Source organism: Kribbella sp. NPDC048837, from assembly GCF_055586945.1.
On record NZ_JBVJHF010000001.1, the window covers coordinates 1,209,329 to 1,235,387 of the forward strand.

Below are 26,059 nucleotides of genomic sequence, written 5' to 3' on the forward strand. Positions count from 1 at the left end.
GACCCTTGGGGGGGTCCCCTTGTCCATCCGCCCTGCCCACCTCCTGCGCCTGGGCCTGCCCGCGGCCATGGTGGCGGCGACGCTCGTGGCGGTGACCGGCTCGTCCGGCACCGCGGACGTGACCGCCGAACCACGCCCGTTCACGGCGAAGTTCCGTCCCGACACCCAGCGCGGACCCGCGTACGACGCGAAGTCCGTGCTGGTGAAGTTCAAGCCGAAGGCCACCACCTCGGCCCGCAAGGCCGCGCTGGCCAAGGTGAAGGCCACGCCCGAGGGTTCGGTCAGCTCCTCCGACGTGGTCACCGTGACCGGCGACGGCAAGGCGGTCGACCTGCTGAAGAAGGTCGAGGCCGACCCGGCGGTCGAGGTTGCCTCGCTCAACTATCTCCGGCACGCGGACGCGACGCCGAACGACTACCTGTACTTCAACTACCAGAAGTACCTGCCGACGGTGCGCGTCGACCAGGCCTGGGATCTGTCCAAGTCCGCCGGCACCCAGACGATCGCCGTCCTGGACACCGGCGTCGACGCGGGTCACCCCGACCTCGCCGGACACCTGCTGCCGGGCTACAACACGTTCAACACAGCGCTGCCGCCGGATGACGGCTACGGCCACGGCACCATGGTCACCGGCATCATCGCCGCCGGGACGGGCAACGGCATCGGCGTCGCCGGTGTGGCCTGGAACGCGAAGGTCCGGCCGGTCAAGGTCCTCGACGACACCGGCTCCGGCAGCGACGCCAATGTGATCAACGGCATCAACTGGGCCGTCAAGAGCGGCGCCCGGGTGATCAACATGTCGCTCGGCGGCGAGGGAGACAACCCGCTTCTGCACCAGGCGATCCAGAACGCCGTCGCGAAGGGCGTCGTACTGATCGCCGCGGCCGGCAACACCGGCGCCTCGAGCCCGCTGCACTACCCGGCCGCGTACCCGGAGGTCCTCTCGGTCGGCGCCACCAACCGGAACGCCGTACTGACCAGCTTCAGCACCTGGGGTGACTCGGTCGACATCGCGGCGCCGGGCTACGACATCACCAGCACGGCACCTCGATGGATGACACCGGCCGGCTACGACCCGTACCTGATCGGCCTCGCCGGTACGTCGTTCTCCTCGCCGATCGTCGCGGGCGTCGCGGCGTTGGTCCGGAACAAGTACCCGACCCTGACGCCCGCGCAGGTGATGGCACGGCTGAAGGCGACCGCCCGCGACGCCGGCCCGCGCGGCAACGACCCGTACTACGGCGCCGGCATCCTCGACGCCTACGCCGCCCTCGGCGGCAAGTGGACCACCGACTTCCCCGGCGCCTCCGCCGACGGCGACGACCAGCCGGCCCGCGCGACCCCGGTGTCGAGCTCGATCGCGTCCGCCATCGACGCCGAAGGCGATGTCGACTGGTACCAGGCGCCGGGCTCCAGCTCCGGCAACCTCAGGGTCACTGTCACCGGCGCGACCTTCGACTCCGGTCTGTACGCGCAGAACTTCGGCCCCGTTGTCTCGGTCTACGACGGCGACCTCAGGCCGCTCGCTGAGAAGGCCAACCCGGAACCGCCGGTGGATTCGGACGGCTACGAGATCCCGCAGCCGCTCTCCGTGTCGGTCGACATCGGGGCCACACCCGATCCGATCTACATCGCGGTCCGCAACGCGAACGGATCACGCGACAGTCGCAAGTACACGCTGACGGTGGGACCGAGCAGTACACCCGCGGCCGCGGACGGCACTGCCTACCCGGTGCGCGACGTACTGCCGGCAGACCGGGCGTCCGGTGTGGCCGTGTCGACGACGCCCTCGATCACCTTCGCACGAGACATGAACCCGGCCACCGTCACCTGGCCCAGGGTCAAGCTCGTGAACGGCAAGACGGATGCGCTGATCCCGGCGACGGTGGCGTACGACGCGGCCACCCGGAAGGCGACGATCACGCCGAACGCGCCGCTGCTGGACAACACGACGTACAAGATCGTCGGCGAGACGCTGGAGACCGCAGACGGCGCCGGCCTGCCGTACGTCACGTCCGTGTTCACCACGGTCGATGTGGCTCCGCAGGCGGTGGGATCGTTCGATGCGACTGGGGCTTACCTGGCGGCGAACCTGTCCTGGAAGGTGCCGGCGCTGACGGATCTCGATCAGGTCATCGTGCGGCGGAACGCCGGGAGCAAAGTGCCGACGTTGACGACCGGGACGCTTGTGTATGCCGGTACGGCGTCCGCCGTGAAGAACACCGGGTTGCTGCAGGGGACGACGTACACGTATGCGGCCTGGGTGAAGGACCGGAGCGGGAAGGTCAGCCCGGTGGCGACCACGCAGTTGCTCGGGATGAAGTCCGGGATCGCGGTGACGTCGACGCTGGTCAAGTACGGGTCGTCGATCACGATCAAGGGCAGCACGCTGCGGATCGACAACAAGGCGTACTCCGGGTTGCCGGTCAACATCTACGTGCGGCCGAAGAACGTGTCGACGTTCAAGTTGCTGGCGGCACTGAAGACGTCGTCGACCGGGACGCTCAGCTACGTGTACAAGCCGGCGGTGTCGTCGGTGATCATGCTGACGTTCCCCGGCAACGCCGACCTGATGGGGACGCGGACCGCGGACGTCACCGTGCAGGTGACGCCGACGATCTCGGCGACACTGGCACCGGCGTCGATCCGGCTGGGGTCGGTGACGAAGTTCAACGGGTACCTCGCTCCGGCGCACTCGGGCAAGCTCGTCTACCTGCAGCAGTACGGGAACAAGGTCTGGAAGTCGATCGCCTCGGTGAAGCTGAGTGCCTCGGGGGCGTACGCCTTCGGCATCAAGCCCACCATCCGCGGCCAGATCGCCTACCGGGTCTGGTTCCCTGCGGACGCCGACCACACCCAGGCGTACACCGTGAACAAGATCCTCACGGTGAGCTGATCCGCAGTCCTCCGCACCAAGCACGCCCCGGCCCCTCGGCCGGGGCGTGCTGCTTTCCGAGTGCTCGATGCCGTACCTCGCACAGATCTCCGGCCAGTCCTCCGGCAGGAAAGCGGGTGCGATAGCGAGCGTCGCCCGTGAGGCATCCTGCGCGCGGTAGAAGGCGGGTGTGCGCGCATCGCGAGTACGACGCCGCCACCGATGCGCGTGGCAACCATCCCGAGGGCCTTCGTCGACGACGCGGGCAACGCATCCGCCAAGCCCTGCTGGGCTTCCCGCTCGGAACGCTCGAGCTCCTGAACGGACAGGTCGACGGTCAGCAAGCACGCCGAGCGGTGATCTGTCATCTCGTCTCCTCAGTCGGGCGGTCCGTAACAGACTGCGGAGAGTCGATACACAACCCGTGGGAAGCGACGTCCCGGTCAGGTCAGGGTGCGTAGTGCTGGACGGCGCCTCCTCGGGAGAGATCCACCAGGGTGTGGGCGAGGGCTCGAGCGTCGGCGAGGACTTCGCCGAGGTCCATCGTGGTGAGTTGCCGGTCGCGGACGACGACCTTGCCGTCGACGAGAACTGTGACGACGTCGGACGGGCGGACCGAGTACACGAGGGCTGCTCGGGCGTCGTGGACAGGTTGGTTGTGCGGCCCGGAGAGATCCACGAGGGCGATGTCGGCTTGGCGGCCTGGCTCGAGCACGCCGATGCGGTCGGCCAGTCCGGCAGCCGCCGCGCCGCCCCGGGTGGCCAGGCGGAGCGTGTCGGACAGGGTCATCCACTCGGCGTCCTGTTCGCGTTGCTTCTGGGTGAGGGCGACCATCCGAAGGGATTCCCAGACGTCGAGGGTGTTGTGCACGGCCGCGCCATCGGTGCCCACACCGACTCGTACGCCGGCGGATCGGAGACCCTTGATCGGGGTCACCTCGCCCATCGCGAGCTTGAGATAGACCTTCGGGCAACTCGCGACAGTCGTGCGATCGGCGTACCGCTCGAGGATGGGCAGGTCGGACTCGCGGATGCCGCATCCGTGGGCGATCAGGGCGCCGGCCTCGAGTACGCCGGTGCGCTCGAGGACCTGGATCGGAGTGACGCCGTGCTTGTCGAGTGACGATCGCGTCTGGTCGTCGGTCTCCGCGGCGTGCAGGTGGATGCGGAATCCCTCGGCCTGCGCGACTTCCGCCGTACGACGGAAGTCGTCGTCGGAGACCGTGTACGTCGCGTGGGGGCCGAGGCTCGCGGTGATCCGGGGGTCGAGGGACCGGAGGTCGCGGGCGGTCGCGATCGCCGCGTCGATGGCGTCGGGGCCGGCGGACGAGAAGAATGTGGGCGCGAGGTCGGCGCGGATCCCGGACTCGACCGCGGCGGCCGCGATCTGGTCGGCGTGGAAGTAGTGGTCCACGAACGTGGTCACGCCGGCCAGCAACATCTCCGCACACGCCAGCCGCGCCCCCACGCGCACCCGCTCCGGCGTCAGGTTCACCTCCATCGGCCAGATCCGCCGGTTGAACCAGTCGTCGATCGAGACGTCCTCGGCCGCACCCCGCATCATCACCATCGGACTGTGCGTATGCGAGTTCACCAACCCCGGCACCGCCAACAACCCACGCCCCTCAACCACCTCGCACTCCCCCACATCAACCGGCGCGCGGACGTCGCCGGTCGACCCCGGATCCGCGGAGGGAAGGACGCGGCCGGGCGGCGCTGGATCGGCCGGGACACCGGGCGGCACCGAACCGGCCGGGACACCGGGCGGCGCGGGGTCGGCCGGGACACCGGGCGGCGCCGGGTCGGCGGGAGCTTGGGCCTCGTCCTCCGGGGCTGGATCGGGGGGCGGGGAGCCGGTCGGGGTGATCGCGGTGATGCGGCCGTTGGCGATGTGGATGTCCTGAGCCTCGTCGACCCGGCAGTCGCCGGAGGGCGGCACGACCAGGACGGCGACGTTGCGGATCAGTAGGCGGGACATCCGTCCTCCAGGGGTGGTCGTCGTGGAGCAGTCTCGCGGATGGGCAGTCCATGGACGAGCGGAATCGATGGGAACAGATGTTCGAATCTCGGGTAGGGTGGGGGTATGGGTGCTGATCTTCAGGGCTCGTTGCTGGATGCGTTCGAGGATCCGGCGTTGGGATCGTTGGACGGGCTCGGGCGGACGGAGCTTGGGCGTGGTGCGTGGATCGATGTGCTGCCGGGGTGGCTGACCGGCGCGGATCAGGTGTACGAGCGGCTGGCGCGTGACGTGCCGTGGCAGGCGGAGCGCCGGCAGATGTACGACCGGGTGGTCGACGTGCCGCGGCTGCTCTGCTTCTACCGGGAGACCGAGGACCTGCCGTTGCCGATCCTGGACGAGGCTCGGGACGCCCTGAGCGCGCACTACGCGGAGGAGCTGGGCGAGCCGTTCCAGACGGCGGGCTTGTGCTTCTACCGCGACGGCCGGGACAGCGTCGCCTGGCATGGCGACCGGATCGGCCGCGGCAATCACGAGGACACGATGGTGGCCATCCTCTCGGTCGGTGAGCCGCGCGTGCTCGCGCTGCGCCCCCGGCCGGGCGGCTCCAGTGGTCAGGTCGGCTCGACGGTGCGGTATCCGCTCGGACACGGGGACCTGATCGTGATGGGCGGCTCGTGCCAGCGCACCTGGGAGCACGCGATCCCCAAGGCGTCGGGGCGAGTCGGGCCGCGGATCAGCATCCAGTTCCGCCCGCGTGGCGTGCGCTGACATCAGGCCGCCGCCGCGGAGTGCAGGAGTGGTTGGTAGACGCTGACGGGCGAGGCGATGTAGAAGCCGAGCAGGCGAATGTCGGCAGCCCGGCAGATGTGGGTGGCGGCTTCGGCCCATTCGTGATCCAGCTCGGGCCAGGACGCGGGACCCGGGCGGCCGAGGGCGAGGATGAGGGCCGTGCCGGGCGCGGTATGGACTGCCGGGATGACCGAGCGCAGCGCGGATGAGCAGACGTCGGCGGTCTCGATCGTGGGCGTCAGGTGCTCGAACTCCGACGGCAAATCGATCTTCACCGTGCCGCGATACCGGTCGTCGGGATCGCATAGGAGCACGGCGAAGGTGCCGCGCCGGCGCTCGCCGAGGCTGACCATCAGGTCGACGACGTCGGCGGCCCGCGCGGGGTCGGTGAGGGGATGCGTGGTCCAGGTCGGTGTCAGGTTGTGGAAGCTCATACTCAACAAGGTGCCGTGATTCCGGCCCCGTTCCGGAGTTGTCCACAGGCCAATGTGGCCCATCATTCCAGGCCTGAAGTGGACCTGCCTGCTGGGCCGATGCGTTTCTAGGCTCGAGTCATACCGAGCCGAGGGAGACTCCGATGAGCATCGCCACCGACCACATCCGCACCGGGCAGGACACCACCAGGCTCGGCCGGATGCTTCCGCCGGCCGGCGCTCCGCGGGATCTGGCCTTCGCCCAACTGGCGAACTCGGTCGGCGACGGCGCGTTCGTGGTCACGTCCGCGTTGTTCTTCACGCGTGTGGTCGGCCTGTCGACGGCACAGGTCGGCCTCGGCCTGACCATCGCTTGGCTGGCGGGCTTCCTGGCAGGCGTGCCGATGGGCAACCTCGCGGATCGGCGGGGAGCTCGCGGCGTCGCGATCACGCTGGCGCTGACCACTGCGGCGTCGGTCGGGTCATTTCTGTTCGTCCGCAGCTTCCCGCTGTTCCTACTGGCGGCCGTAACTTACGCGTGCAGCCAGACCGGACTGACCGCGGCGCGGCAGGCATTGCTCGCGGGACTGGTGCAGCCGGCCGAGCGCACCCGGATCCGGGCGTTCCTCCAGTCCACGGTCAATGCCGGCCTCGCGGTCGGCGCCCTGCTCGGCGGGATCGCGCTGCGCTTCGACACCTCAGCGGCGTACCTGACGGTCTTCGCGGTGGATGCGCTGAGCTTCCTGATCGCGGCCGGGCTGATCCGCCGGGTCCCGCCGATCGCGGTCAGTACGCGGGTCACGGGTGAGCCGCGGCTCGCGGTCCTGCGCGACCGGCCGTACGCCGTCCTCGCGCTGCTGAACGCGATCATGCTGCTGTTCATGCCGCTGATCAGCCTGATCGGCCCGCTGTGGATCGTCACCCGGACCAGCGCGCCCAACTGGGTCGTCGCCTCGCTGATGATCGTCAACACCCTCGGAGTCACGGCCTTCCAGGTCCGGATCGCCAAGAGCGTCCACGACCTCCGCACCGCCACCCGCTCGATCCGGTACGCCGGGATCGCCATGCTGGCCGCCTGCGCGGTCTTCGCCGTCTCGGCGTACAACAGCAACCCTGCGATCGCGGCCGTCGTGCTGGTCTTCGCCGCCGCCCTGCTCACCCTCGGCGAGATGAAGCTGGCGTCCGGCGCATGGGAGATCAGCTTCGGTCTCGCACCGGCCGACAAACAGGGGCAGTACCAAGGCTTCTTCGGCACCGGCCCCGCGATCGCCCGGATGCTCGGCCCGGCGCTGCTCACCACCGTGGTCCTCGGCTGGGGCCCGATCGGCTGGATCCTCGTCGGTGCACTGTTCCTGGGGACCAGTTGCGCAACTGGTCCCGCCGTACGATGGGCTGCGCGGACGAGGGCCGTCAACGAGGACGCCACGCCGTCGCTGGTAGAGGAGAACGCCGCCTGATGGAGATCCCCGGACTGGTCGAGATCACGACGTACGACGAGCTGCGCGAAGTGGTTCCGTCCCCACTGGCAGCCGCGGCCGGCAAGGCCCGCAAGGAGCTGCACGACCTGGATCGGCAGTGGCTGGCCGCCTCGCCGTTCTGCCTGATCGCCACCTCGGCGGCCGACGGCACCTGCGACGTCTCCCCCAAGGGCGACCCGGCCGGGTTCACCAAGGTCTTCGACGGCAGCACGATCGCCATCCCGGAGCGGGCCGGCAACCGGCGGGTCGACGGGTTCGGCAACATCCTCTCCAACCCGCACGTCGGACTGATCTACTTCATCCCCGGCCGCGGCGACACGCTGCGGATCAACGGGCGCGCCCGGATCGTCCGGGAGGCGCCGTTCTTCGACGAGATGATCGTCCGGGGAAACCGGCCCCAGCTGGCGCTGCTGGTGGAGATCGAGGAGATCTTTCACCACTGCTCCAAGGCGTTCCTGCGCTCGCAGCTGTGGAAGCCCGAGACCTGGGAGCCGGACGCGATGCCCAGCCGGGCCCGGATCTCCAAGGCGCTGGAGCGTCAGGACCAGGACCTGGCCGAGCTCGAGCAGTACTACGGCAAGGCGTACGAGGAGAAGGTCTACCAGGTCAAGTACTGAGTACCGCGCCGGGAGCAGACCCGGATACTCTGTGGCGACGATGACACCGGGCCCGGCCGACCTCTACGGTTCCGTACTGTGACCACGATTGAGCCGATCGCGACCCCGGGGTCCCGGGTGCGCCGGATCGCGCTGCCGCTGGTCATGGCCTTCGTCACCGTCGTCGGCTCAATCGGAGCGGCCAACGGGCAGCCGGACCGCCGCCCCGCCGACTGGTTCATGGTCCTGCTGCTGCTGAAGGCGTCGCTGGCGCTCTACTGGCTGCGGACCCACCCGATCCCGGTGCTGTGGGTCATCGTGGTGGCGACGCTCATCTACATGCTGATGCAGTACCCGTACGGCCCGGTCATCTTCCCGTTCATCATCGCCGTCTTCACTACTATCCGGCTCGGCCATCGGCTCGCGGGCTGGTCGGCCCTGACCGGTCTGTACATCGGGCATGTCGGCGGGCGGATGGTGCTCGGCATCAACGAGGACGGTGTCTACCAGATCCTTCTCGTCGGCACGTGTTTCGTTGTGCTGGGGTTCGTGGCCGAGCTGTTCCGGGCCCACCGCGACCGGGTGACGGCGGCCGCGCGGACGCGGCAGGAGGCGGAGCTGCGGAAGGCCGGCGAGGAACGGCTGCGGATCGCGCAGGAGCTGCACGACGTGGTCGCGCACCACATCTCGCTGATCAACGTGCAGGCCTCGACCGCACTGCACCTGGTCGATCGGCAGCCCGAGCAGGCCGGTCCGGCGCTGTCGGCGATCAAGGACGCCAGCAAGGAAGCGCTGGTGGAGCTGCGATCGATCGTCGGGATCCTGCGCCAGTCTGATGAGTCCGCGCCCCGGCAACCAATCGCCGGCCTGGAACGGCTGGAGCACCTGGTCAGCCGCACGTCCCGGGCCGGCCTCGAGGTGCACACCGTCATTCGCGGCGAACCGCAGCCACTGCCGACCGGACTCGACCGAGCGGCGTTCCGGATCATCCAGGAGTCACTCACCAACATCGTCCGGCACGCCAAGGCGACCGCGGCGACGGTGCGCATCCAGTACGGCGAACAGGCGCTCGTACTGCAGGTCGACGACGACGGTCAGTCACTCGCCGGCCCACCGGACGAAGGCAACGGCATCATCGGCATGCGCGAACGTGCCACCGCCCTCGGCGGCACGCTCACCGCGACCCGCACCCCCGCCGGCGGCCTCCGAATCGTCGCCACCCTGCCCTTGTAGCCGCCTACGGCAGGCGGACGTGGGACGGGTTGAGCTCCGCCACCCGGGAGACGCCGAGCAGCGCCATGGTGCGGCGCACCTCCTTGGTCAGGATCTCGGCAGCCCGGGCGACACCGCGTTCACCACCGGCCATCAGGCCGTAGAGATACGCGCGGCCGACCAGGCAGGCGTCCGCACCGAGAGCGATCGCGGCCACGATGTCCGCGCCCGACATGATCCCGGTGTCGAGGTAGATCTCGGCATCGGTGCCGACCGCTTTGCGGACCTCAGGCAGGATGCGCAGCGGTGTCGGGGCACGGTCGAGCTGGCGGCCGCCGTGGTTCGACAAGACGATGGCGTCGGCGCCGGCGCCGACCACCCGGCGCGCGTCCTCGACGGTCTGGATGCCTTTGACGATCAACGGCCCGGACCAGATCGAGCGCAGCCAGTTCAGGTCTTCGATCGTCATGGTCGGGTCGAACAGCTTGTCCAGCAGCTCGGCGACCGTACCGTCCCAGTTGGACAGCGACGCGAATGTCAGCGGCCGCGTGGTCAGCAGGTTGGCCCACCAGGCCGGGTGTAGCGACGCGTCCAGCACGGTCTTCGCGGTCAGCGACGGCGGGATGGTGAAACCGTTGCGGACATCGCGCAGCCGTGCTCCCGCGACCGGCACGTCGACGGTCAGCATCAGCGCCTCGTACCCCGCGGCCTCGGACCGCTTGACCAGGTCCTCCCCCGCGTCCCGGTCCTTCCACACGTACAGCTGGAACCACTTGCGCGCCTTCGGCCCGGCGGCCGCGACGTCCTCGATCGACGTGGTGCCCATCGTGGACAGCGCGTACGGGATCCCGATCCGCTCGGCGACCTTGACCACCGCGCTCTCACCCTCGTGGTTCATCATCCGGGTGAAGCCGGTCGGCGCGAACGCGAACGGCAGCTCCGAGCGCCCGCCGAGGATCGACGTTCCCAGGTCGATCTCGGACACGTCGCGCAGGATCGACGGCTGCAGCTCCATCTCGGCGAACAGCCGGCGGGCCCGCTGCAGGCTGATCTCCGCCTCGGCCGCGCCGTCGGTGTAGTCGAACACCGACCGCGGCGTCCGGCGCCTGGCGATCGCCCGCAGGTCCGCGATGGTGAGCGCCTTCTCGAGCCGGCGGTCGGTCCGGTTCACCGTGATCGGCTTGGGCCGCAGCAGCGGCTTCAGCTCGGACCATTTGGGCAGCTGTCGATCGGTCATCAGGACTCCGGGGCCGGCAGGACGGACGATCAGGCGGTACGGCGGACCGCCGCCTGACCCTGTGGTCGGACCACACCATACCCTGTGGTCCGACCACACGGGTAGGGTGTCCGCGTGAAGAACTACGAGCTGGTCCTGCACCGGGTCGAGGCGGACCTGGCCGCCGGACGGCTGCGGATCGGCGGCCGCCTGCCCGGTGAGCGGGTGCTGGCCGAGCAGCTGGGGATCAGCCGGCCCTCGGTCCGCGAGGCGGTCCGGGTGCTCGAGGCGATGGGTGTGGTCCGGACCGCGACCGGGTCCGGGCCGGAGGCCGGCGCGGTGATCGTCGCGGAGCCGGTGTCGCCGCTGACCGCCGTCCTGCGGTTGCATCTGGCAACGAATCACCTGCCGATGGACGACGTCGTCCAGACCCGGGTCCTGCTGGAGTCCTGGTCGGCCCGGGAGGCGGCCGGGCGGGAGGTGGCGGCCGGTGAGCTCAAGGTCGCCGAGGAGCTGCTCGACCGGATGGACGTGGCCGGGTTGTCGCCGGAGGAGTTCCATCAGCTCGACGCGGAGTTCCACGTCGCGCTCTCGGGGCTCGCGGGGAACGTGCTGATCGCGGCGGTGATGGAATCCCTGCGATCGGCGATCCACGGCTATGTGATGGCCGCGGTGCCGAATCTGCGGGACTGGGAGGCGACGGCGGTCGGTCTGCGGTCCGAGCACCGGGCGATCGTCGAGGCGGTGCGCGGTGGCGAACCGGATCGCGCGGCCGAGCTGGTGACCGCGCACATCCGGGGCTTCTACCAGGCGGCTCAGCTCTAGGCGGGGGTCGGCTGAGGATCGACTTTGGTCGGTGGTGGACGCAGGAGCCGGCCGCCTAGGGTCGGCGGCATGGAGAGTTGTGTGACGACCCGGCCCAGCCGGGCGGCCGAGGTGGCGGCCGTCACCGCGATCGGGTTGCTGTCGGCGCTGACGATCGTGGGGCGGATGTCCGACCCCGCGCACCATCGGTGGCTGGCGGTCGACATCGTGGTCGGGGTCGTCGCGACGGGTCTGATGCTGCTGTTGCCGCGTCGCCCGATCCCGACGGCGATCGCACTGGGCGTGCTGGCCGCCATCTCCCCCGCGGCAACACCGGCGTCGACGGCCAGCACGCTGACCATCGCGCTGCGATTCCCGTTGCGCACCGCGGTGCTGGTCGCGCTCTTCCAGGCCACGGCACACCTTGTCCAAGGTCTGCTGCACCCGATCGGCAACCTTCCGTTCCTCTGGTTCGCGGTCCTCGACTTCGCCGTCCACGCCGCGCTGCTCGGTTGGGGTCAGTGGATGCAGGCGAGGCAGCAACTGGTCGACTCGCTCCGGGAGCGTGCCCGCCGGGCCGAGGCCGAGCAGGGTCGCCGGGTCGCCGAGGCGCGGACGCTCGAACGGACCCAGATGGCCCGCGAGATGCACGACGTACTCGCGCATCGGCTGTCCCTGCTGGCGACGTACGCCGGTGCCCTCGAGTACCGGCCGGATTCGTCGCCGGAGCGGCTCGCGCAGGCCGCGGGGGTGATCCGCACCGGCGTGCACCAGGCGCTGGACGAGTTGCGCGAGGTGATCAGCGTGCTCCGCGACACCGAGATCGACGAGCTCCCGGGTGGGCGGCCGCAGCCGACGTTCGGCGATCTCGGCGCGCTGGTCGACGAGTCCCGGGCGGCGGGTACGGCGATCTCGTACGACGACCGCGTCACCGACGCCACCTCGTTGCCTCCGGCAACCGGACGGACGGCGTACCGGATCGTGCAGGAAGGGCTCACCAATGCGCGCAAGCACGCGGCCGGGCATCCGGTCACGCTCACCGTGACCGGCGCGCCGGGTGACGGCCTGCGGATCGAGCTGACCAACCGCGGGTCCAACGGGACACCGCTGACGCCGGGCAGCGGGACCGGGCTGGTCGGGCTCACCGAGCGGGTGCAGCTCGCCGGCGGCACGCTGGACCACGGCCGGGTGCCCGGCGGCGGCTTCCGGCTCGACGCCTCGCTACCGTGGCCCGCATGAGTGAGCCGACGATCCGCGTGCTGGTGGTCGACGACGACGCGTTGGTGCGGGCGAGCCTGGAGATGATGCTCGACGGCGCCCACGGGATCGCCGTGGTCGGCCAGGCCGCCGACGGCGACGAGGTACCGGCCGCGGTCGACGCGCACTTCCCGGACATCGTGCTGATGGACCTGCGGATGCCGCGGGTGGACGGAATCGTCGCGACCCGGCGGCTGCGGGCGCGGACCAACCCGCCGGACGTCGTCGTGCTCACCACGTTCGACACCGACGAGAACGTGCTGCACGCTCTCCGCGCCGGGGCCAGCGGATTCCTCCTGAAGGACACGCCGCCCGCGCAGATCGTCGAGGCGGTACGGCGGGTCGCGGCCGGCGATCCGATCCTGTCGCCGGCGATCACCCGGCGGCTGATGGACCGCGCCGCGACCCAGGCCGACGCGCACACGGTCGCGCAGGAGGCGCTGAAACGCCTGTCACCCCGCGAGTACGACGTGATGCTCGCGGTCGCCCAGGGCAAGGCGAACGCGCAGATCGCGTCCGAGCTCTACATGAGCGTGGCGACGGTGAAGGCGCACATCTCGCACATCCTCACCAAGCTCGAGCTCGGCAACCGCACCCAGATCGCCCTTCTCGCCCACGACGCCGGCTTGGCCTGAGCCATGCTCTAGCGTGAGCGCATGATCAGGGTGCTGCTGGCGGACGATCAGGCGTTGGTGCGGGCCGGTTTCCGATCCCTGCTGAACTCCGAGGACGACATCACGGTGGTCGGCGAGGTGTCGGACGGCGCGGAGGCGGTCCGGGTGGCGCGGGCGGAGAAACCCGACGTGGTGCTGATGGACATCCGGATGCCGGGCACCGACGGGCTGGAGGCGACCCGGCAGATCGGCGCCGACGCGGAGCTGGCCGATGTCCATGTGGTGATCCTGACGACGTTCGACCTGGACGAGTACGTCTTCGAGGCACTCCGGGTCGGGGCCAGCGGCTTCCTGGTGAAGGACACCGAACCGGTCGAGCTGCTGCAGGCGGTCCGGGTGGTCGCCCGCGGCGACGCGCTGCTCTCCCCCGGTGTCACCCGCCGGCTGGTCGCCGAGTTCGCGTCCCGCAGCCGGCAGCCCCATGCCAGCAAGGAACTCGACGTCCTGACCGAACGCGAGAGGGAGATCGTCGCGCTGGTCGGCGAGGGCCTCTCGAACGACGAGATCGCCGAGCGGCTCGTGCTCAGTCCGGCGACGGCCAAGACCCATGTCAGCCGCGCGATGATCAAGCTCGGTGTCCGCGACCGCGCCCAACTCGTCGTCGTCGCCTACCAGACCGGTCTGGTCAGACCAGGCTGGCTGGGCTGATCTACTCCAGCGGCGGTAGGAGCGGTCACTCCCCTGAGACGACGCCCTGCAGGGTCGTCGACCGGCACGCTCTGGGGTATGGATGCGCTAGTTGAGGTCAGGGGTCTGACGAAGCGATATGGCGACACCCTCGCGGTCGACGGTGTCGATCTGACGGTGCGGCCCGGGGAGGTCTACGGGTTCCTCGGGCCGAACGGGGCCGGCAAGACGACGACGCTCCGGATCCTGACCGGGCTGATCGCGCCGACGAGTGGCGTCGTACGCGTGCTCGGTGGCCGCCCGGGACAGGCCGACGTACTCGGCCGGACCGGGTCGATGATCGAGTCGCCGGCGTTCTACCCGTACCTGTCCGGCCTGGACAACCTGCGGCTGCTGGCCGAGTACGCCGAGGTGCCGCGCCGGCGCGTCGACGAGGTGCTGGAGCTGGTCGATCTCGCGGACCGCGCCCGGGACCGGTTCTCGACGTACTCACTGGGGATGAAGCAGCGGCTCGGGGTCGCGGCGGCGTTGCTGAAGGATCCGGAGCTGGTGATCCTCGACGAGCCGACCAACGGGCTCGACCCGGCCGGTATGCGGGACATGCGCCGGCTGATCCGCGAGCTCGGCTCCGGCGGCCGGACCGTGCTGCTGTCCAGCCACCTGCTCGGCGAGGTCCAGCAGATCTGCGACCGGGTCGGCATCATCGACGCCGGCCGGATGGTTGCCGAGCACAACGTCGAGGAACTGCGCGGCGAGCAGGAGCTGGTCGTCCGGGCCACCCCGAAGGACCAGGCGCAGGCGATCCTGGCCCGCTTCGGCACCGTCCACCAGTACGACGACACGCTGCGGGTGCAGGTGGATCCGGATCGGGCCGCCGAGGTCAACCGGGTTCTCGTCGAGGCCGGGCTCGCCGTGTCCGAACTGCACAGCACCGAACGGGCTCTGGAGGACATCTTCTTCGAGCTCACCACCAGCAAGGAGAGGTCCGATGTGGGGTAGCTACCGAGCCGAACTGCTGAAGCTGCGCAAGCGATCGGCGGTCTGGGTGCTCTTCGGCGCCTGCCTGGTGCTGAGCCTGATCTTCGGCTACCTGCTGCCGTACCTGGGCTACGCGACCGGCGACGAGAACCCGCAGACCGACGGGATCCCGCGCGGCGAGATCCTCCGTGGCATGTTGCCGGAACGCGTGCTGGACAACACGATCGGGGGCTATCCGATCTTCGCCGGCGCACTCGCGCTGGTGCTGGGTGCGATCGTGATCGGCGGCGAGTACACCTGGGGAACGCTCAAGACCGTCCTCACCCAGCGGCCCGGTCGCGGTGCCGTACTGGGCGCGCAGTTCCTGGCGTTCGCGACCATGATCGCGGTCTGGGTGCTGGGGATCTTCGCCGCCTGTGCACTGTGCAGCATCGGCATCGCGGCCGCGGAAGGCGGCGCGATGGACTGGCCCGGACCGGTCGACCTGCTCCGCGGTCTCGGCGGTGGCTGGCTGGTGCTGATGACCTGGTGCCTGGCCGGCGCGGTCCTGGCCGTTGCCTTCCGCAACGTCGCGTTGCCGATCGGACTCGGCGTCGTGTGGATCCTCGGCATCGAGACCCTGCTGGCGGGCGTGGTGAGCAGTCTGCTGCCGGACCTGAAGTTCCTCACCAACGTGCTGCCGGGGACCAACGCCGGTTCGCTGGTCTTCAGCGTGACCGGCATGGCCGCCACCGACGCACCGCCTGGAGTTCGCGATGCAGTCGGCGGCGGGCGCGCCTTGCTGACCTTGCTGGGCTACTGCGCGGTCTTCGCCGTAGTGGCCGCGTGGACCACCCGGCGACGGGACGTCACTTGATCCCGGAGTGAACCAGCGCGAGCTCGCAGAACATCGCGTTCGCCCAGGAGAACCACTCGCGGGTGTAGACGGTCGGATCGTCGACGTGGAAGCCCTCGTGCATCAGACCGGTGCCGCCCGTGGTATCGCGGAGGAGCTCCAGCAACCGCTGGCGCTCCTCCGCCGACGTGCTCGTCAATCCCTGCACAGCAAGGGCGATCGGCCACACGTGATCCGGCGGGGTGTGCGGGCTGCCGATACCGGCGGCGTGCGTACCGCTGTAGTAGAACGGGTTCTCCGGGCTCAGCAGGAGCTTGCGAGTGGCGAGGTACGTCGGGTCGTCGGCGGCGGCGTACCCGGTCAGTGGGACGCCGAGCAGGCTCGGCATGTTGGCGTCGTCCATCAGCAGCGTGGCCCCGGCACCGTCGACCTCGTAGGCGTAGACCTGGCCGTGCTCCGGGTGCTCTACCGTGCCGTGCCGGGCGATGCCGTCGTCGATCTCGGCCTTCAGCTCCTTGGCTCGCGCCGCCAGCTGCTCGTCGGCGAACACCTCGGCCGCGATCTCCTGCAGGTAGCCGAGCACGACGGACGCGAACATGTTGCCGGGCACGTTGAACCCGAGCTCGGTCGCGTCGTCACTCGGCCGGAACGCGCTCCACGACATCCCCGTCGGCCGGGTCAGCCGGCCGCGGCCCTCGCGCACCAGGGTGTCCGATGGCAGCATGTCCGGCTCGTCGCGCTGGAACCGGTACGCCGACCTCGCCTCGTGATCCTGCTCCACGATCCACAGGTCGATGATCGCCGAGGCCGCGGCCCGCAGGCGCTCGTCGATCACGTCCGGCCGGCCGGTGATCCGCCACAGCCGGTACGCCAGCTCGAGCGGGAAGCACAGCGAGTCGATCTCGTACTTGCGCTCCCACACCCACGGCGACATCTCGGTGTCGTCGTCGACGTGGCCGGCGCCGTTCGCCTCCCGGTTGAACGCGTTCGCGTACGGGTCGTGGACGATGTACTCCAGTTGCCGGTGCAGCACACCGATCAGGGCGTCCTGCAGCTCGGGGTCGTCCTTGCACAGCAGCAGGTACGGCCGGAGCTGGGCGGCGGAGTCGCGCAGCCACATCGCCGGGATGTCGCCGGTGAGCAGGAACGTCGTCCCGTCCGGCAGCCGCTCGGCGACGGCGGGCAGATTCTCCGCCATCGACCGCCGGAACATCTGCGCGATCACCTTGTCGCCGGTCGCCCGGTGCACCGCCTCCGTTGCGCGGGCGAGGACTTCGGGATCGATCATCAACACTTCACCTTTCACCGACGAGTTCGCGGCTCTCCAACAACACCGAGGGATTCGGCGAGAACGTTTGGTCGAGGACCAGGCTGGCCGCCCCGATCGCGCCGACGTCGACGCCGAGCGCCGTACCGGCGACCTCGAAGGGGTGCACCGAGCGGACCAGGAAGCGGCCGTCCAGCGCGGCCCGGACGGCGTCCCCGAACAGCGGGGCGAGCTGTTCCCAGTGCGGACCGCCGAACACCACGCGCTCCAGGTCGAGCAGGTTCGCGATGTCCTCGACCACCTTGGCGATCCGCCCGGCCAGCGCGGTCACGATCGCCCGCGCCGCGCCCGGCTCCGCCGCGGCCAGCGCGCACAGGCGGGCGAAGGCCGCGTCGACGGCCTGCCGGTCGTCGAGATCGATGCCCTGGGCAAGGACTCCGGCCTGGACCGCCTGCTGCACCAGGTACCGCGGCTGGCTCGTCTCGCCGACGCAGCCACGGCGGCCGCAGTAGCAGGCCGGGCCGTCCGGATCGACGATCACGTGACCGATCTCGCCGACATTGCTCGACGATCCGCGGACGACCTCGTCACCGATCACCAGGCCCGCGCCGACCCCGGTGCCGAGGTAGAAGAACACGAAACTGCCGCCACCGCCGGCCCACTTCTCGGCCGACGCGGCGGCGGTCACATCTTTGTCCAGGAGCACCGGCAGGCCGATCCGCTCGCGCAGCTCGTCGCGCAACGGAACCAGGTGCCAGGCGGACAGGTTCGGCGGATCGACCACGACTCCGCGCTCGACATCGATCGGCCCCGGAGCGGCGATCCCGACACCGGTGACCCGGTCCCGCGCTGCGCCGGACTCGGCCATCACGTCCTCGATGGTCGCCGCGATGCCGTCGATCAGTACGCCGGGGTCGTCGGCGTCCGGCGTCTCCACGCGGCGGCGGGCGATCACCTCGCCGGTCAGGTCGAGCAGTACCACGGTCACCACGGCCGGGTCGAGATGGACGCCGACGGCGTACTGGCCGGCGGGCTCGAGCTCGAGGAGCGTGCGCGGTTTGCCGAGACCGGCACCGCGCAACCGCCCGGCTTCTCGGACGAGGCCGGCCTCGAGCAGCCGGCGGATGATGTTCGAGATCGCCTGGCCGGACAGCCCGGTCGTCTCGGCGAGCTCCACCCGGCTCAGTTGCTGACTCCGCCGGATCGCGTCCAGCACCACGGCATCGTTGAAACCGCCGACACGATCGAGATTCGTGCCTCGGCGTACAGTCACAACTTCCCCCAGGTCAGTTGGAGATCGGGTCCGCACCCCACGGACGTGACCAGTCGTAGTGGATGCTCTCGGTCCCCGTGCGCCACGCGTTGGGTGTGGTGTTCACGAGCCAGTCCAGCGGCTCGATCCCGGACGCGTCACCACCACTGAGCGCCAACCGTATACCGTCGCTCAACGCGCGATCGGTCCGCTCCGTCCGCGCCGTTGGATCGATCGAAAGGAACAGCGCCGTCCCCGACCGCGCGACCAGATCGAGGAACCCCTGGTTCAGCTCCCACGGTGTCTGCGGGGTGCACGGGACGCAGTCGGCGTCGACGGTGAAGAACCGGTTGTGCTGCGGCAGCCGGAACGCGAGCGTGTTGACGCCCATCTTCCGGGTCCGCTCCCAGTCCCGGCCGGAGGTGTCGTCACCGGTCCGCTGCACGTCGACCAGCCCGGCGGCGAGATGCCCGACGGTGTTGCAGCCGATCAGTACGAGGTCCTCCGCGGCTGCCCGGATCTCGCGGTAGAACGCGAGCACGATCTCCGCCGTCGTCCGGGCCGGGTCGTGGAGCTGCCAGCCGTCGCCGGTCAGCCGAGCACCCATCGCGGGCCCGAACCGGCCGAACACGTCGTACGTACTGAAGTCGTGCTTCACCAGCTCGAAACCCCAGTCCTTGAACCGCCGCAGATCCGCGCGGACCAGCTCGAGGACCTCCGGGTACGACGGATCGAGAGCACGCCCCGGTTTGTCGTGCGGTCCGGGACTGGCCCACGGACCAGGCTCCCGCGTGAGGAGCGGCCGGAACCACAGACCCGGCCGGGCGCCGATCGCCTTGATCGCGGCGGCCGTGCCGGCCAGGTCGTCGAAGACCCCCGGTGTCCCGGCGTCCCAGGGGCCGCCGGACGCGATGCCGCCCGGGTACCAGCCGTCGTCGACCACGCTGAACGGTTTGACCGGGTGGCCGTCGGCGAGTTCGACGATGGTGGCCGCGTCCGTCAGGACCGCCTTCTCGTCGAAGTTCTCGCCGTACGCGTAGTACCAGTTGTTCGCCCCGACCACCGGCGCGGGCTCAGGTCGCGCCGGTAGCCGGGTGCTCATGGAGGCGACCGCTGCGTGCAGGGTCTGCCAGGGTGTGCCGGCGTCCTGGAACCACCGTACGTTCGCGGTGGTAAGAGTGCGCCCCTTCAGTTGGGTCGGGCCGCCGCCGTTGCGGAGATCGAGCCAGAGCGTGAAACCCTCGGCGTCGACGGTCCACGAGCAGAAGGCGTTCGGCTGCACGTCGACACCAGCGCCGGTGGTCGTGCCGGACCGGGGGTCGTGGGCAAGGAAGTACCACGGCAGCAGTCGCTCGGGTTGCTGGTGGCGCCACTGCAGATCGCCGTACGAACGTTCCCAGGCGTCACCGAGGATCAGGGCGTCCGTCGGGAGCCGTTCGGACCAGCGGAGGGCGACGCGGGTGACGGTCGCCGCGGTGACGTCGACGGCGCCGTCCGACCAGCTGACCTCGACGCCGGCGCCCGACCAGGTCGTGCCGGTCCGGACCGTGGTGGTCAACCCGTCCGAGGGGGCCGCCTGGACGAAAACTGCGCTCGGTTCTCTCACCTGACTCCCTCGGGCGAATTTCCCCACAGACTTTAGTTAGTGGTCAGAAGAACCGTCAAGACTCTCCACGGCAGCGACCAGACGGTCGACGTCGGACTGGTCGGTGTACGGCGCGAGGCCGGCCCGGACGGCTCCGGCGGCGCCGAGACCGAGGTGGCGGGCAGGCTCGTAGGCGTAGAACGAGCCGGCCGGAGCGTTGACCCCGGCCCCGGCGAGGTGCTCAGCCACCTCAGCCGGCGTGTGGCCCTCGACGGTGAAGAGCAGGGTCGGCGTCCGCCGGGCGGCGTGGCCGTAGAGCGTGACGCCGGCGATCGCGGCGAGGCGGGACTCCAGGTCGGTCCGCAGCGTGTCCTCGTACTCCTCGACCAGCTCCAGCGAGCTGAGCAGCCGCTCGCGTCTCGTCGACCCGGTGCCGCCGAGACCGGCCAGGAAGTCGACGGCCGCGGTCGTCCCGGCCAGGAGCTCGTACGGGAGGGTGCCGAACTCGAAGCGCTCCGGTACGGCGTCCGTCGACGGCAGCAGCTTGTCCGGGTGCAGCGTCTCGAGCAGCTCCGGAGACGCGGTCACCACCCCGAGGTGCGGTCCGAAGAACTTGTACGGCGAGCAGGCGTAGAAGTCGGCGTACGACGCGTCGACCGGGGCGTGCGCGGTCAGGTGGACACCGTCGACGTAGATCAGGGCTCCGGCCTCGTGGACCTGGCCGGCGATGCTCGCCACGTTCGGCCGGGTGCCGAGCAGGTTGGACGCGGCGGTCACGGCGACCAGGCGGGTCCGGTCGGTGAGGAGCGGCGCGAGGTCGTCCAGCTCGGAGGTCTCGGGGTCGAAGCCGAGCCACTTCACGGTCGCGCCGACGGCCTCGGCGGCCTGCACCCACGGACGGACGTTGGCGTCGTGGTCGAGCCGGGTCACGATCACCTCGTCGCCCTCGGACCAGGTCTTGGCGAGCGTACGGGAGACGTCGTACGTCAGTTGCGTCATGCTGCGGCCGAAGACGATCCCCTGCGCCGAGGTGCCGAGGAGATCGGCCATCGCCGTACGGGCCGTGACGACGATCTCGTCCGCGCGGCGCTCGGCGGCGGTCAGCTGGCCGCGGTTGGCCAGCGCCGACGTCATCGTCCGGCTCACCGCGTCCGCGACCACCTGCGGCGTCTGCGAACCACCCGGCCCGTCGAAGTGCGCCGCCCCCTCCTCGAGCGCGGGGAACTGCTTGCGAACGGCCACGACGTCGAAGGCACCCATGGCGGTCATCTTCCCCCGGCGGCCCGGGCCGCTGCCATCGGGTGTCCATTTCTCACCGCGCTTGCCCGATGCCGGATAAAAATCTCCGGACTGTCGGTCCGATGGTGCAGGATGTCAGGAGTGAGCACCGTGACGACTCCTGACAAGGCCCCGCTGCAGGCCTGGCTTCCGACGATGCTGACCCTGGCCGCGATCTGGGGTTGCAGCTTCCTGTTCATCTCCGTCGGCGTGCGGGAGCTGCCTCCGCTCTACCTGGCCCTCGGGCGGGTGCTCGCGGGGTCCGTCGTCCTGCTGGCGATCCTGGTGGTGAAGCGCGACTCGCTCCCCCGGGACCCACGGTTGTGGCTGCACTCGTTCGTCCTGGGCGCGATCGGCTCGGCGATTCCGTGGACGCTGTTCGGGTACGGCGAGCAGCGCATTCCGTCCCTCCTGGCGGGGATCTGGAACGGCATCACCCCGCTGATCGTGCTGCCGATCGCGGTACTGATCTTCCGCACCGAGACGTTCTCCGTGCAGCGGGTGCTCGGTCTGGTCATCGGCTTCGCCGGGATGCTCGTCGTCCTCGGCGCTTGGCAGGTCGAAGCCGGCGCGGACCTGACCGGACAGGCGCTGTGCATGCTCGCCGCGGTCTTCTACGGACTGGCGATCCCCTACCAGAAACGCTTCATCGCCGGGACCACGCTGTCCGGGACCGCGCTCTCGGCCAGCTTGTTGCTGTGCGCAACGGTCCAGTTGGCGATCGTGGCACCGATCGTCACCCGGCAGGCGCCGCCGGCGCCGTGGTCGCTGTCGATCGAGGTGGTGCTCAGTGTGGTCGCGCTGGGTGCGCTCGGCAGTGGGCTCGCGTTCGTCCTCAGCCTGCGCAACATCCGGCTGATCGGGGCCAGCCGGTCGTCGATGGTGACGTACCTGATGCCGGTCTTCTCGATCCTGGTCGGCGTGATCGTGCTGCACGAGCACATCACCTGGTACCAGCCGGTCGGCGGATTGGTCGTGCTGCTCGGGGTCGCGGTCTCGCAGGGTCTGCTCGGGCCGCTCCGGCGCAAGCCGGTGATCACAGCCGAGGCGCCGGCGACCACCTGAGGGTCAGCCGCGGCGGAGGTTGGGCACCGCCGCGATCGCCACGGCGGCGAGGGCGAGCACGGTCCCGGCGACGATCGGGAACGTGACGGCCTTGTCCGCCGCGGGCACGAACAGGTCGATGAACAGGCTCGCGATCAACTGACCGGCGATCGTCCCGAGACCCAGGACGAACACGCCGACCACGCGGACCACGGCCGCCGCCGCGCTGATGAAGACCACGCCGCACGCGCCACCGAGATACAGCCAGGGCTCGCTCGGCAGGTGGTGCGGCACTCCCCGCGTCGCGAGGTCGGCTCCGAAGACGACAAGGAGCGCGACGAACCCGACCACGAAGTTGACCACGCCGGCCGCGACCGCGCCGTACGCGTCGGCCGAGGCGGTGCGCGCGACGCGTCCGTTGATCGCCTGCTGGACCGCGGTGCCGACGCCGCCGAGCGCGGGCAGTACGGCGAGCAGCAGACCGTCGGGATGACTCAGTTGGTCGGACACCGCGAGTACGACGGCAACCAGGGCGACCAGCGCGCCGACGACACGCAGCGTGGTGAACGGCTGCGGGCCGGCCGGGCCGAAGCCGAGGCGGTCGACGACGAGACTGCTGACCGCCTGGCCCGCGACGACCGCGACGGTGAAGACCGCGACGCCGATGACCGAGACGGTGATCGACTGCGTGGCGACCAGGTAGGCGCCGCCGAGTCCGCCGAGGCACTGCCACCAGCGGAGTCCGCCGTACCCGCGCATCGGCTGGGTGATCGCCCGCCAGACCTGGCCGAGCGAGCGGCGGACGGGCGGGACGAGCGCCGTACCGACCAGCAGGATGAGCAGGCCGGAGCCGAACGAGACCAGCGCGGCCGCGACACCGTCGCCGAGGACGTCGCCGAGTTCGCCGTTCAGGCGGGACTGGACCGCGACCAGCATCCCGATGCCGAAGGCGGCGACGAGCCCGATCAGATGGTGCTGACGGGTCGAGCTCGCCGGGCGGGTCGCGGTGGTTGTCACCTCACCATCATGACCGTTCGCTCAATTGCACCTGTCAGCGGGTCCACCCTACGACCGGCGGATCAGCGCCAGGTACATCGCGTCGGTGCCGTGCAGGTGCGGCCAGAGCTGGACATCGGGGCCGTCGCCGAGGTCGGGTACGCCGGGGAACAGCGAGCGCGCGTCCTCGAGAGTCGCGTCGCCACGCTTGCCGAGTACGGCGTCGACCACCGCGCGGGTCTCGTCCGGGTGGGGTGAGCAGGTCACGTACGCGACCACGCCACCCGGTCGCACCGAGGTGATCGCCGAGTCCAGCAGGTCCTCCTGGAGCGGCCGCAGTTCCTTCACGTCGTCCGGCGTACGGCGCCAGCGGGCTTCCGGCCGACGCCGGAGCGCCCCGAGACCGGTGCACGGGACGTCGGCCAGCACCCGGTCGAACGACCCGGCCGGCCAGGTCGGCTTGGTCCCGTCACCGACGAGCACCTTGTGGTCCCCCGGGATCGCCCGCAGGTTGGCCCGCACGAGCTCCGCCCGGTGCTTGAGCGGCTCGACCGCTGTCAGCTTCCCGTCCCGCTGATCCACGAGCGCCGCCAGCAGAGCCGACTTCCCACCTGGCCCCGCACAAAGATCCAGCCAGTTCGCGTCCGCCCCCTCGATCGGAGCCGTCGCAAGAGCGACCGCCACAAGCTGCGACCCCTCGTCCTGCACGCCGGCGCGCCCGGTCGCAACGGCGTCGATCCGCCCAGGATCACCCCCACCCTGCAACACAGCCGCATAGGGCGACCACTTCCCGGCCGTCGCCCCAGCCTTGACCAACTCGTCCACCTCAGCCAGCCCCGGCCGAGCCACCAACGTCACCCGAGGCGGCTCGTTATCAGCGTCGAGCAACTCCTCAAGCCCTCCGTCCAGTGCTTGGGCGAAGGCTTCGATCACCCAGCGGGGGTGGGCTTTGGCGATTGCCAGGTGGCCGTACAGGTCTTTGTCAGCTGGCGGGGCGACGGTGGTGATCCACTGGTCGAGGGTGCGCTGGCTGATTTTGCGGAGGACGGCGTTGACCAGGCCGCTGCGTTTCTGGCCGATCTCGGCGCGGGCGAGGGTGACCATCTCGCTGACGGCGGCGTACGAGTCGACGCGCATCCGGAGGAGCTGGTGGGTGCCGAGGCGGAGGAGGTCGAGGAGTTCGGGGTCGAGGTCCGCGAGTGGACGGGACACGCTGCGCGCGAGGAAGGCGTCGTACGTGCCTTGCCAGCGCAGGGTCCCGTGCACGAGCTCGGTGCAGAACGCGGCGTCGCGGCCGCTCAGCCGCGACTCGCGCAACGCCTTGTTGAGGGCCAGGTTCGCGTAGCCACCCTGGCCCGTCACCTGGCGGATGACCTGGTACGCGACCCGCCGGACCCGGTCCGGCCGGCGCTGCGGCGCCCGATTGCGAGGCGAACGATCACTCACGCGGAGGGACCCAACCGATCCTCATCGGTCAGGCGGACACCACGGGCCCAGTCGGCGGCGGCCATCGGCTTCTTGCCTTGCGGCTGAACGGTCACCAGCTCTACCGCCTTGCTGCCGGTGCCGACCTTCACGCTCGACTTGGTCGCCTGCAGCTCGCCCGGCTTCAGCTCCTCGTCGGTCAGCCGTACGGCGAGCACCTTCAACCGCTCGCCGCGGAACATGGTCCACGCCCCCGGCGCCGGGTTGCACCCACGCACGAGCCGGTCCACGCGCTGCCCCGGCGCGGTCAGGTCGATCTCGGCGTCCTCGACCGTGATCTTCGGCGCCAGCGTCACCCCGTCGGCCGGCTGCTCCCGAGCCTCCAATACGCCGGCCTCGACGCCGTCCAACGTGTCCACCAGCAGCTTCGCCCCGGACACCGCCAGCCGATGCAGCAGGTCCCCCGAGGTGTCCGCGGGACCGATCGGCTCGGTGAGTACGCCGTACACCGGACCGGCGTCGAGGGCCTTCACGATCCGGAACGTGCTGGCACCCGTGACGTCGTCACCGGCGATGATCGAGTGCTGCACCGGCGCGGCACCACGCCAGGCGGGCAGCACCGAGAAGTGCAGGTTGATCCAGCCGTACCGCGGGATGTCCAGGGCCGCCTGCGGCAACAGACCGCCGTACGCGACGACCGGGCAGCAGTCCGGCGCGATCTCGGCCAGCCGCGCCAGGAACTCCGGGTCACTGGGCTTGACCGGCTTGAGGATCTCGATCCCACCGATCTCCTCGGCGTACTGCGCAACCGGCGAGGCGACCAGCTTCCGCCCCCGCCCGGCCGGCGCGTCCGGCCGCGTCACCACACCGACCAGTTCGTGGCGACTGGCAACAATCGCCTCGAGTGCGGTGACCGCGGGCTCCGGCGTACCGGCGAAGACGACTCTCACAGACCGAATCCGTTCGTTGGGTGCGGCGAGACCTTGATCTGGGGCGGGCCGCCCAGGCCGGACCATTCGGCCTCGCGGATGGCCTTCATGGCTACTTTGCGGGTGGCGGTGTCGAGGCGGTCGACGAAGAGGATGCCGTCGAGGTGGTCGGTCTCGTGCTGGATGCAGCGGGCCAGCAGGTCGGATCCCTCGATCACCACCGGGTCGCCGTACATGTTGAAGCCGTGGGCGATCACCGACTGGGCGCGGCGGCAGTCGAAGGTCAGGCCGGGGATCGACAGGCAGCCCTCCGGGCCGAACTGCTCGTCCGCGGACAGCGTCAGCTGCGGGTTGATCAGGTGCCCGAGCTCGCCCTCGACGTGGTAGGTGAACACGCGCAGGCCGACCCCGATCTGCGGTGCGGCCAGGCCGGATCCCGGCGCGTCCTGCATGGTGTCGGTGAGGTCCGCGACCAGGCGGCGCAGCTCGGCGTCGAAGTCGACGACCGGCTCGGCCTTGGTGATCAGGACGGGGTCGCCGAACAGGCGGATGGGTTGGACCGACACAGA

23 protein-coding genes are annotated in these 26,059 nt (G+C 70.2%); 12 read left to right on the forward strand and 11 right to left on the reverse strand.

The window, feature by feature from the left end:
• Positions 1 to 19 precede the first annotated feature (19 nt).
• Positions 20 to 2,896, forward strand: a complete 2,877-nt coding sequence (locus ACZ6O0_RS05550; RefSeq protein ID WP_465763613.1) for a S8 family serine peptidase — start codon at positions 20 to 22, stop codon at positions 2,894 to 2,896.
• A gap of 427 nt (positions 2,897 to 3,323) precedes the next feature.
• On the opposite strand, the gene ACZ6O0_RS05555 is transcribed toward ACZ6O0_RS05550, so the two are convergent.
• Positions 3,324 to 4,853, reverse strand: coding sequence for an amidohydrolase (locus ACZ6O0_RS05555; protein WP_465763614.1), 1,530 nt, complete (start codon positions 4,851 to 4,853; stop codon positions 3,324 to 3,326).
• A 105-nt stretch (positions 4,854 to 4,958) separates the two neighbouring features.
• On the opposite strand from ACZ6O0_RS05555, the gene ACZ6O0_RS05560 reads away from it, so the two are divergent.
• Positions 4,959 to 5,603 (forward strand): alpha-ketoglutarate-dependent dioxygenase AlkB, encoded by a 645-nt coding sequence (locus ACZ6O0_RS05560; RefSeq protein ID WP_465763615.1) that lies wholly within the window; start codon positions 4,959 to 4,961, stop codon positions 5,601 to 5,603.
• A gap of 2 nt (positions 5,604 to 5,605) precedes the next feature.
• Here ACZ6O0_RS05560 and ACZ6O0_RS05565 read toward each other — a convergent pair whose 3' ends face one another.
• Positions 5,606 to 6,058, reverse strand: a complete 453-nt coding sequence (locus tag ACZ6O0_RS05565; protein WP_465763616.1) for a hypothetical protein — start codon at positions 6,056 to 6,058, stop codon at positions 5,606 to 5,608.
• 143 nt (positions 6,059 to 6,201) lie between these two features.
• On the opposite strand from ACZ6O0_RS05565, the gene ACZ6O0_RS05570 reads away from it, so the two are divergent.
• The 3 genes from ACZ6O0_RS05570 (at position 6,202) to ACZ6O0_RS05580 (ending at position 9,344) form a co-directional block, all read left to right on the forward strand.
• Positions 6,202 to 7,494 (forward strand): MFS transporter, encoded by a 1,293-nt coding sequence (locus tag ACZ6O0_RS05570; protein ID WP_465763617.1) that lies wholly within the window; start codon positions 6,202 to 6,204, stop codon positions 7,492 to 7,494.
• Positions 7,494 to 8,132, forward strand: coding sequence for a pyridoxamine 5'-phosphate oxidase family protein (locus tag ACZ6O0_RS05575; protein WP_465763618.1), 639 nt, complete (start codon positions 7,494 to 7,496; stop codon positions 8,130 to 8,132). Before ACZ6O0_RS05570 ends, ACZ6O0_RS05575 begins: the two co-directional genes overlap by 1 nt.
• Before the next feature lie 78 nt (positions 8,133 to 8,210).
• Positions 8,211 to 9,344, forward strand: a complete 1,134-nt coding sequence (locus ACZ6O0_RS05580) for a sensor histidine kinase (protein WP_465763619.1) — start codon at positions 8,211 to 8,213, stop codon at positions 9,342 to 9,344.
• A 4-nt stretch (positions 9,345 to 9,348) separates the two neighbouring features.
• On the opposite strand, the gene ACZ6O0_RS05585 is transcribed toward ACZ6O0_RS05580, so the two are convergent.
• The gene (locus tag ACZ6O0_RS05585) at positions 9,349 to 10,560 is read right to left on the reverse strand and encodes an alpha-hydroxy acid oxidase (protein ID WP_465763620.1); all 1,212 of its coding nucleotides are present in this window, start codon (positions 10,558 to 10,560) and stop codon (positions 9,349 to 9,351) included.
• A gap of 114 nt (positions 10,561 to 10,674) precedes the next feature.
• Between ACZ6O0_RS05585 and ACZ6O0_RS05590 the strand changes: the two genes are divergently transcribed.
• From ACZ6O0_RS05590 to ACZ6O0_RS05615, 6 genes are all read left to right on the forward strand, one after another.
• Complete coding sequence (locus ACZ6O0_RS05590; protein WP_465763621.1) at positions 10,675 to 11,364, forward strand: FadR/GntR family transcriptional regulator; 690 nt, start codon at positions 10,675 to 10,677, stop codon at positions 11,362 to 11,364.
• 69 nt (positions 11,365 to 11,433) lie between these two features.
• Positions 11,434 to 12,582 (forward strand): sensor histidine kinase, encoded by a 1,149-nt coding sequence (locus ACZ6O0_RS05595; RefSeq protein ID WP_465763622.1) that lies wholly within the window; start codon positions 11,434 to 11,436, stop codon positions 12,580 to 12,582.
• On the forward strand, positions 12,579 to 13,235 hold the full coding sequence (locus tag ACZ6O0_RS05600; RefSeq protein ID WP_465763623.1) for a response regulator: 657 nt from the start codon (positions 12,579 to 12,581) through the stop codon (positions 13,233 to 13,235). Before ACZ6O0_RS05595 ends, ACZ6O0_RS05600 begins: the two co-directional genes overlap by 4 nt.
• 21 nt (positions 13,236 to 13,256) lie before the next feature.
• A complete protein-coding gene (locus ACZ6O0_RS05605) occupies positions 13,257 to 13,922 on the forward strand; it encodes a response regulator (protein ID WP_465763624.1) in 666 nt (221 codons plus the stop codon).
• A 78-nt stretch (positions 13,923 to 14,000) separates the two neighbouring features.
• Positions 14,001 to 14,900, forward strand: a complete 900-nt coding sequence (locus tag ACZ6O0_RS05610; RefSeq protein ID WP_465763625.1) for an ABC transporter ATP-binding protein — start codon at positions 14,001 to 14,003, stop codon at positions 14,898 to 14,900.
• Entirely contained in the window at positions 14,890 to 15,735 is an 846-nt protein-coding gene (locus ACZ6O0_RS05615; RefSeq protein ID WP_465763626.1) for an ABC transporter permease subunit, read from the forward strand. The genes ACZ6O0_RS05610 and ACZ6O0_RS05615 overlap by 11 nt, the downstream gene beginning before the upstream one ends.
• On the opposite strand, the gene ACZ6O0_RS05620 is transcribed toward ACZ6O0_RS05615, so the two are convergent.
• The 4 genes from ACZ6O0_RS05620 to ACZ6O0_RS05635 are packed head-to-tail and all read right to left on the reverse strand — an operon-like array spanning position 15,728 to position 21,078.
• Positions 15,728 to 17,002: a glycoside hydrolase family 125 protein gene (locus ACZ6O0_RS05620; RefSeq protein ID WP_465763627.1), complete on the reverse strand. Its 1,275-nt coding sequence runs from the start codon at positions 17,000 to 17,002 to the stop codon at positions 15,728 to 15,730. The genes ACZ6O0_RS05615 and ACZ6O0_RS05620 overlap by 8 nt on opposite strands.
• Before the next feature lie 7 nt (positions 17,003 to 17,009).
• Positions 17,010 to 18,254, reverse strand: a complete 1,245-nt coding sequence (locus ACZ6O0_RS05625; RefSeq protein WP_465763628.1) for an ROK family transcriptional regulator — start codon at positions 18,252 to 18,254, stop codon at positions 17,010 to 17,012.
• A gap of 13 nt (positions 18,255 to 18,267) precedes the next feature.
• Positions 18,268 to 19,839, reverse strand: a complete 1,572-nt coding sequence (locus tag ACZ6O0_RS05630; protein ID WP_465763629.1) for an alpha-amylase family protein — start codon at positions 19,837 to 19,839, stop codon at positions 18,268 to 18,270.
• Between the two features lie 36 nt (positions 19,840 to 19,875).
• Positions 19,876 to 21,078 carry a cysteine desulfurase-like protein gene (locus ACZ6O0_RS05635; protein ID WP_465763630.1) on the reverse strand — a complete coding sequence of 401 codons (1,203 nt, stop codon included), beginning with the start codon at positions 21,076 to 21,078 and terminating at the stop codon, positions 19,876 to 19,878.
• 129 nt (positions 21,079 to 21,207) lie between these two features.
• Here ACZ6O0_RS05635 and ACZ6O0_RS05640 point away from each other — a divergent pair, with 129 nt between their 5' ends.
• Positions 21,208 to 22,161: a DMT family transporter gene (locus ACZ6O0_RS05640; protein ID WP_465763631.1), complete on the forward strand. Its 954-nt coding sequence runs from the start codon at positions 21,208 to 21,210 to the stop codon at positions 22,159 to 22,161.
• Positions 22,162 to 22,164: 3 nt separating this feature from the next.
• On the opposite strand, the gene ACZ6O0_RS05645 is transcribed toward ACZ6O0_RS05640, so the two are convergent.
• Genes ACZ6O0_RS05645 through def form a run of 4 tightly spaced genes read right to left on the reverse strand, consistent with a single transcriptional unit; the run spans position 22,165 to position 26,056 of the window.
• The gene (locus tag ACZ6O0_RS05645; protein ID WP_465763632.1) at positions 22,165 to 23,157 is read right to left on the reverse strand and encodes a DMT family transporter; all 993 of its coding nucleotides are present in this window, start codon (positions 23,155 to 23,157) and stop codon (positions 22,165 to 22,167) included.
• A 48-nt stretch (positions 23,158 to 23,205) separates the two neighbouring features.
• The gene (locus ACZ6O0_RS05650; protein ID WP_465763633.1) at positions 23,206 to 24,582 is read right to left on the reverse strand and encodes an RsmB/NOP family class I SAM-dependent RNA methyltransferase; all 1,377 of its coding nucleotides are present in this window, start codon (positions 24,580 to 24,582) and stop codon (positions 23,206 to 23,208) included.
• Entirely contained in the window at positions 24,579 to 25,511 is a 933-nt protein-coding gene (fmt, locus tag ACZ6O0_RS05655; protein WP_465763634.1) for a methionyl-tRNA formyltransferase, read from the reverse strand. Before fmt ends, ACZ6O0_RS05650 begins: the two co-directional genes overlap by 4 nt.
• The gene (def, locus tag ACZ6O0_RS05660; RefSeq protein WP_465763635.1) at positions 25,508 to 26,056 is read right to left on the reverse strand and encodes a peptide deformylase; all 549 of its coding nucleotides are present in this window, start codon (positions 26,054 to 26,056) and stop codon (positions 25,508 to 25,510) included. Before def ends, fmt begins: the two co-directional genes overlap by 4 nt.
• Between the last annotated feature and the right edge of the window lie 3 nt (positions 26,057 to 26,059).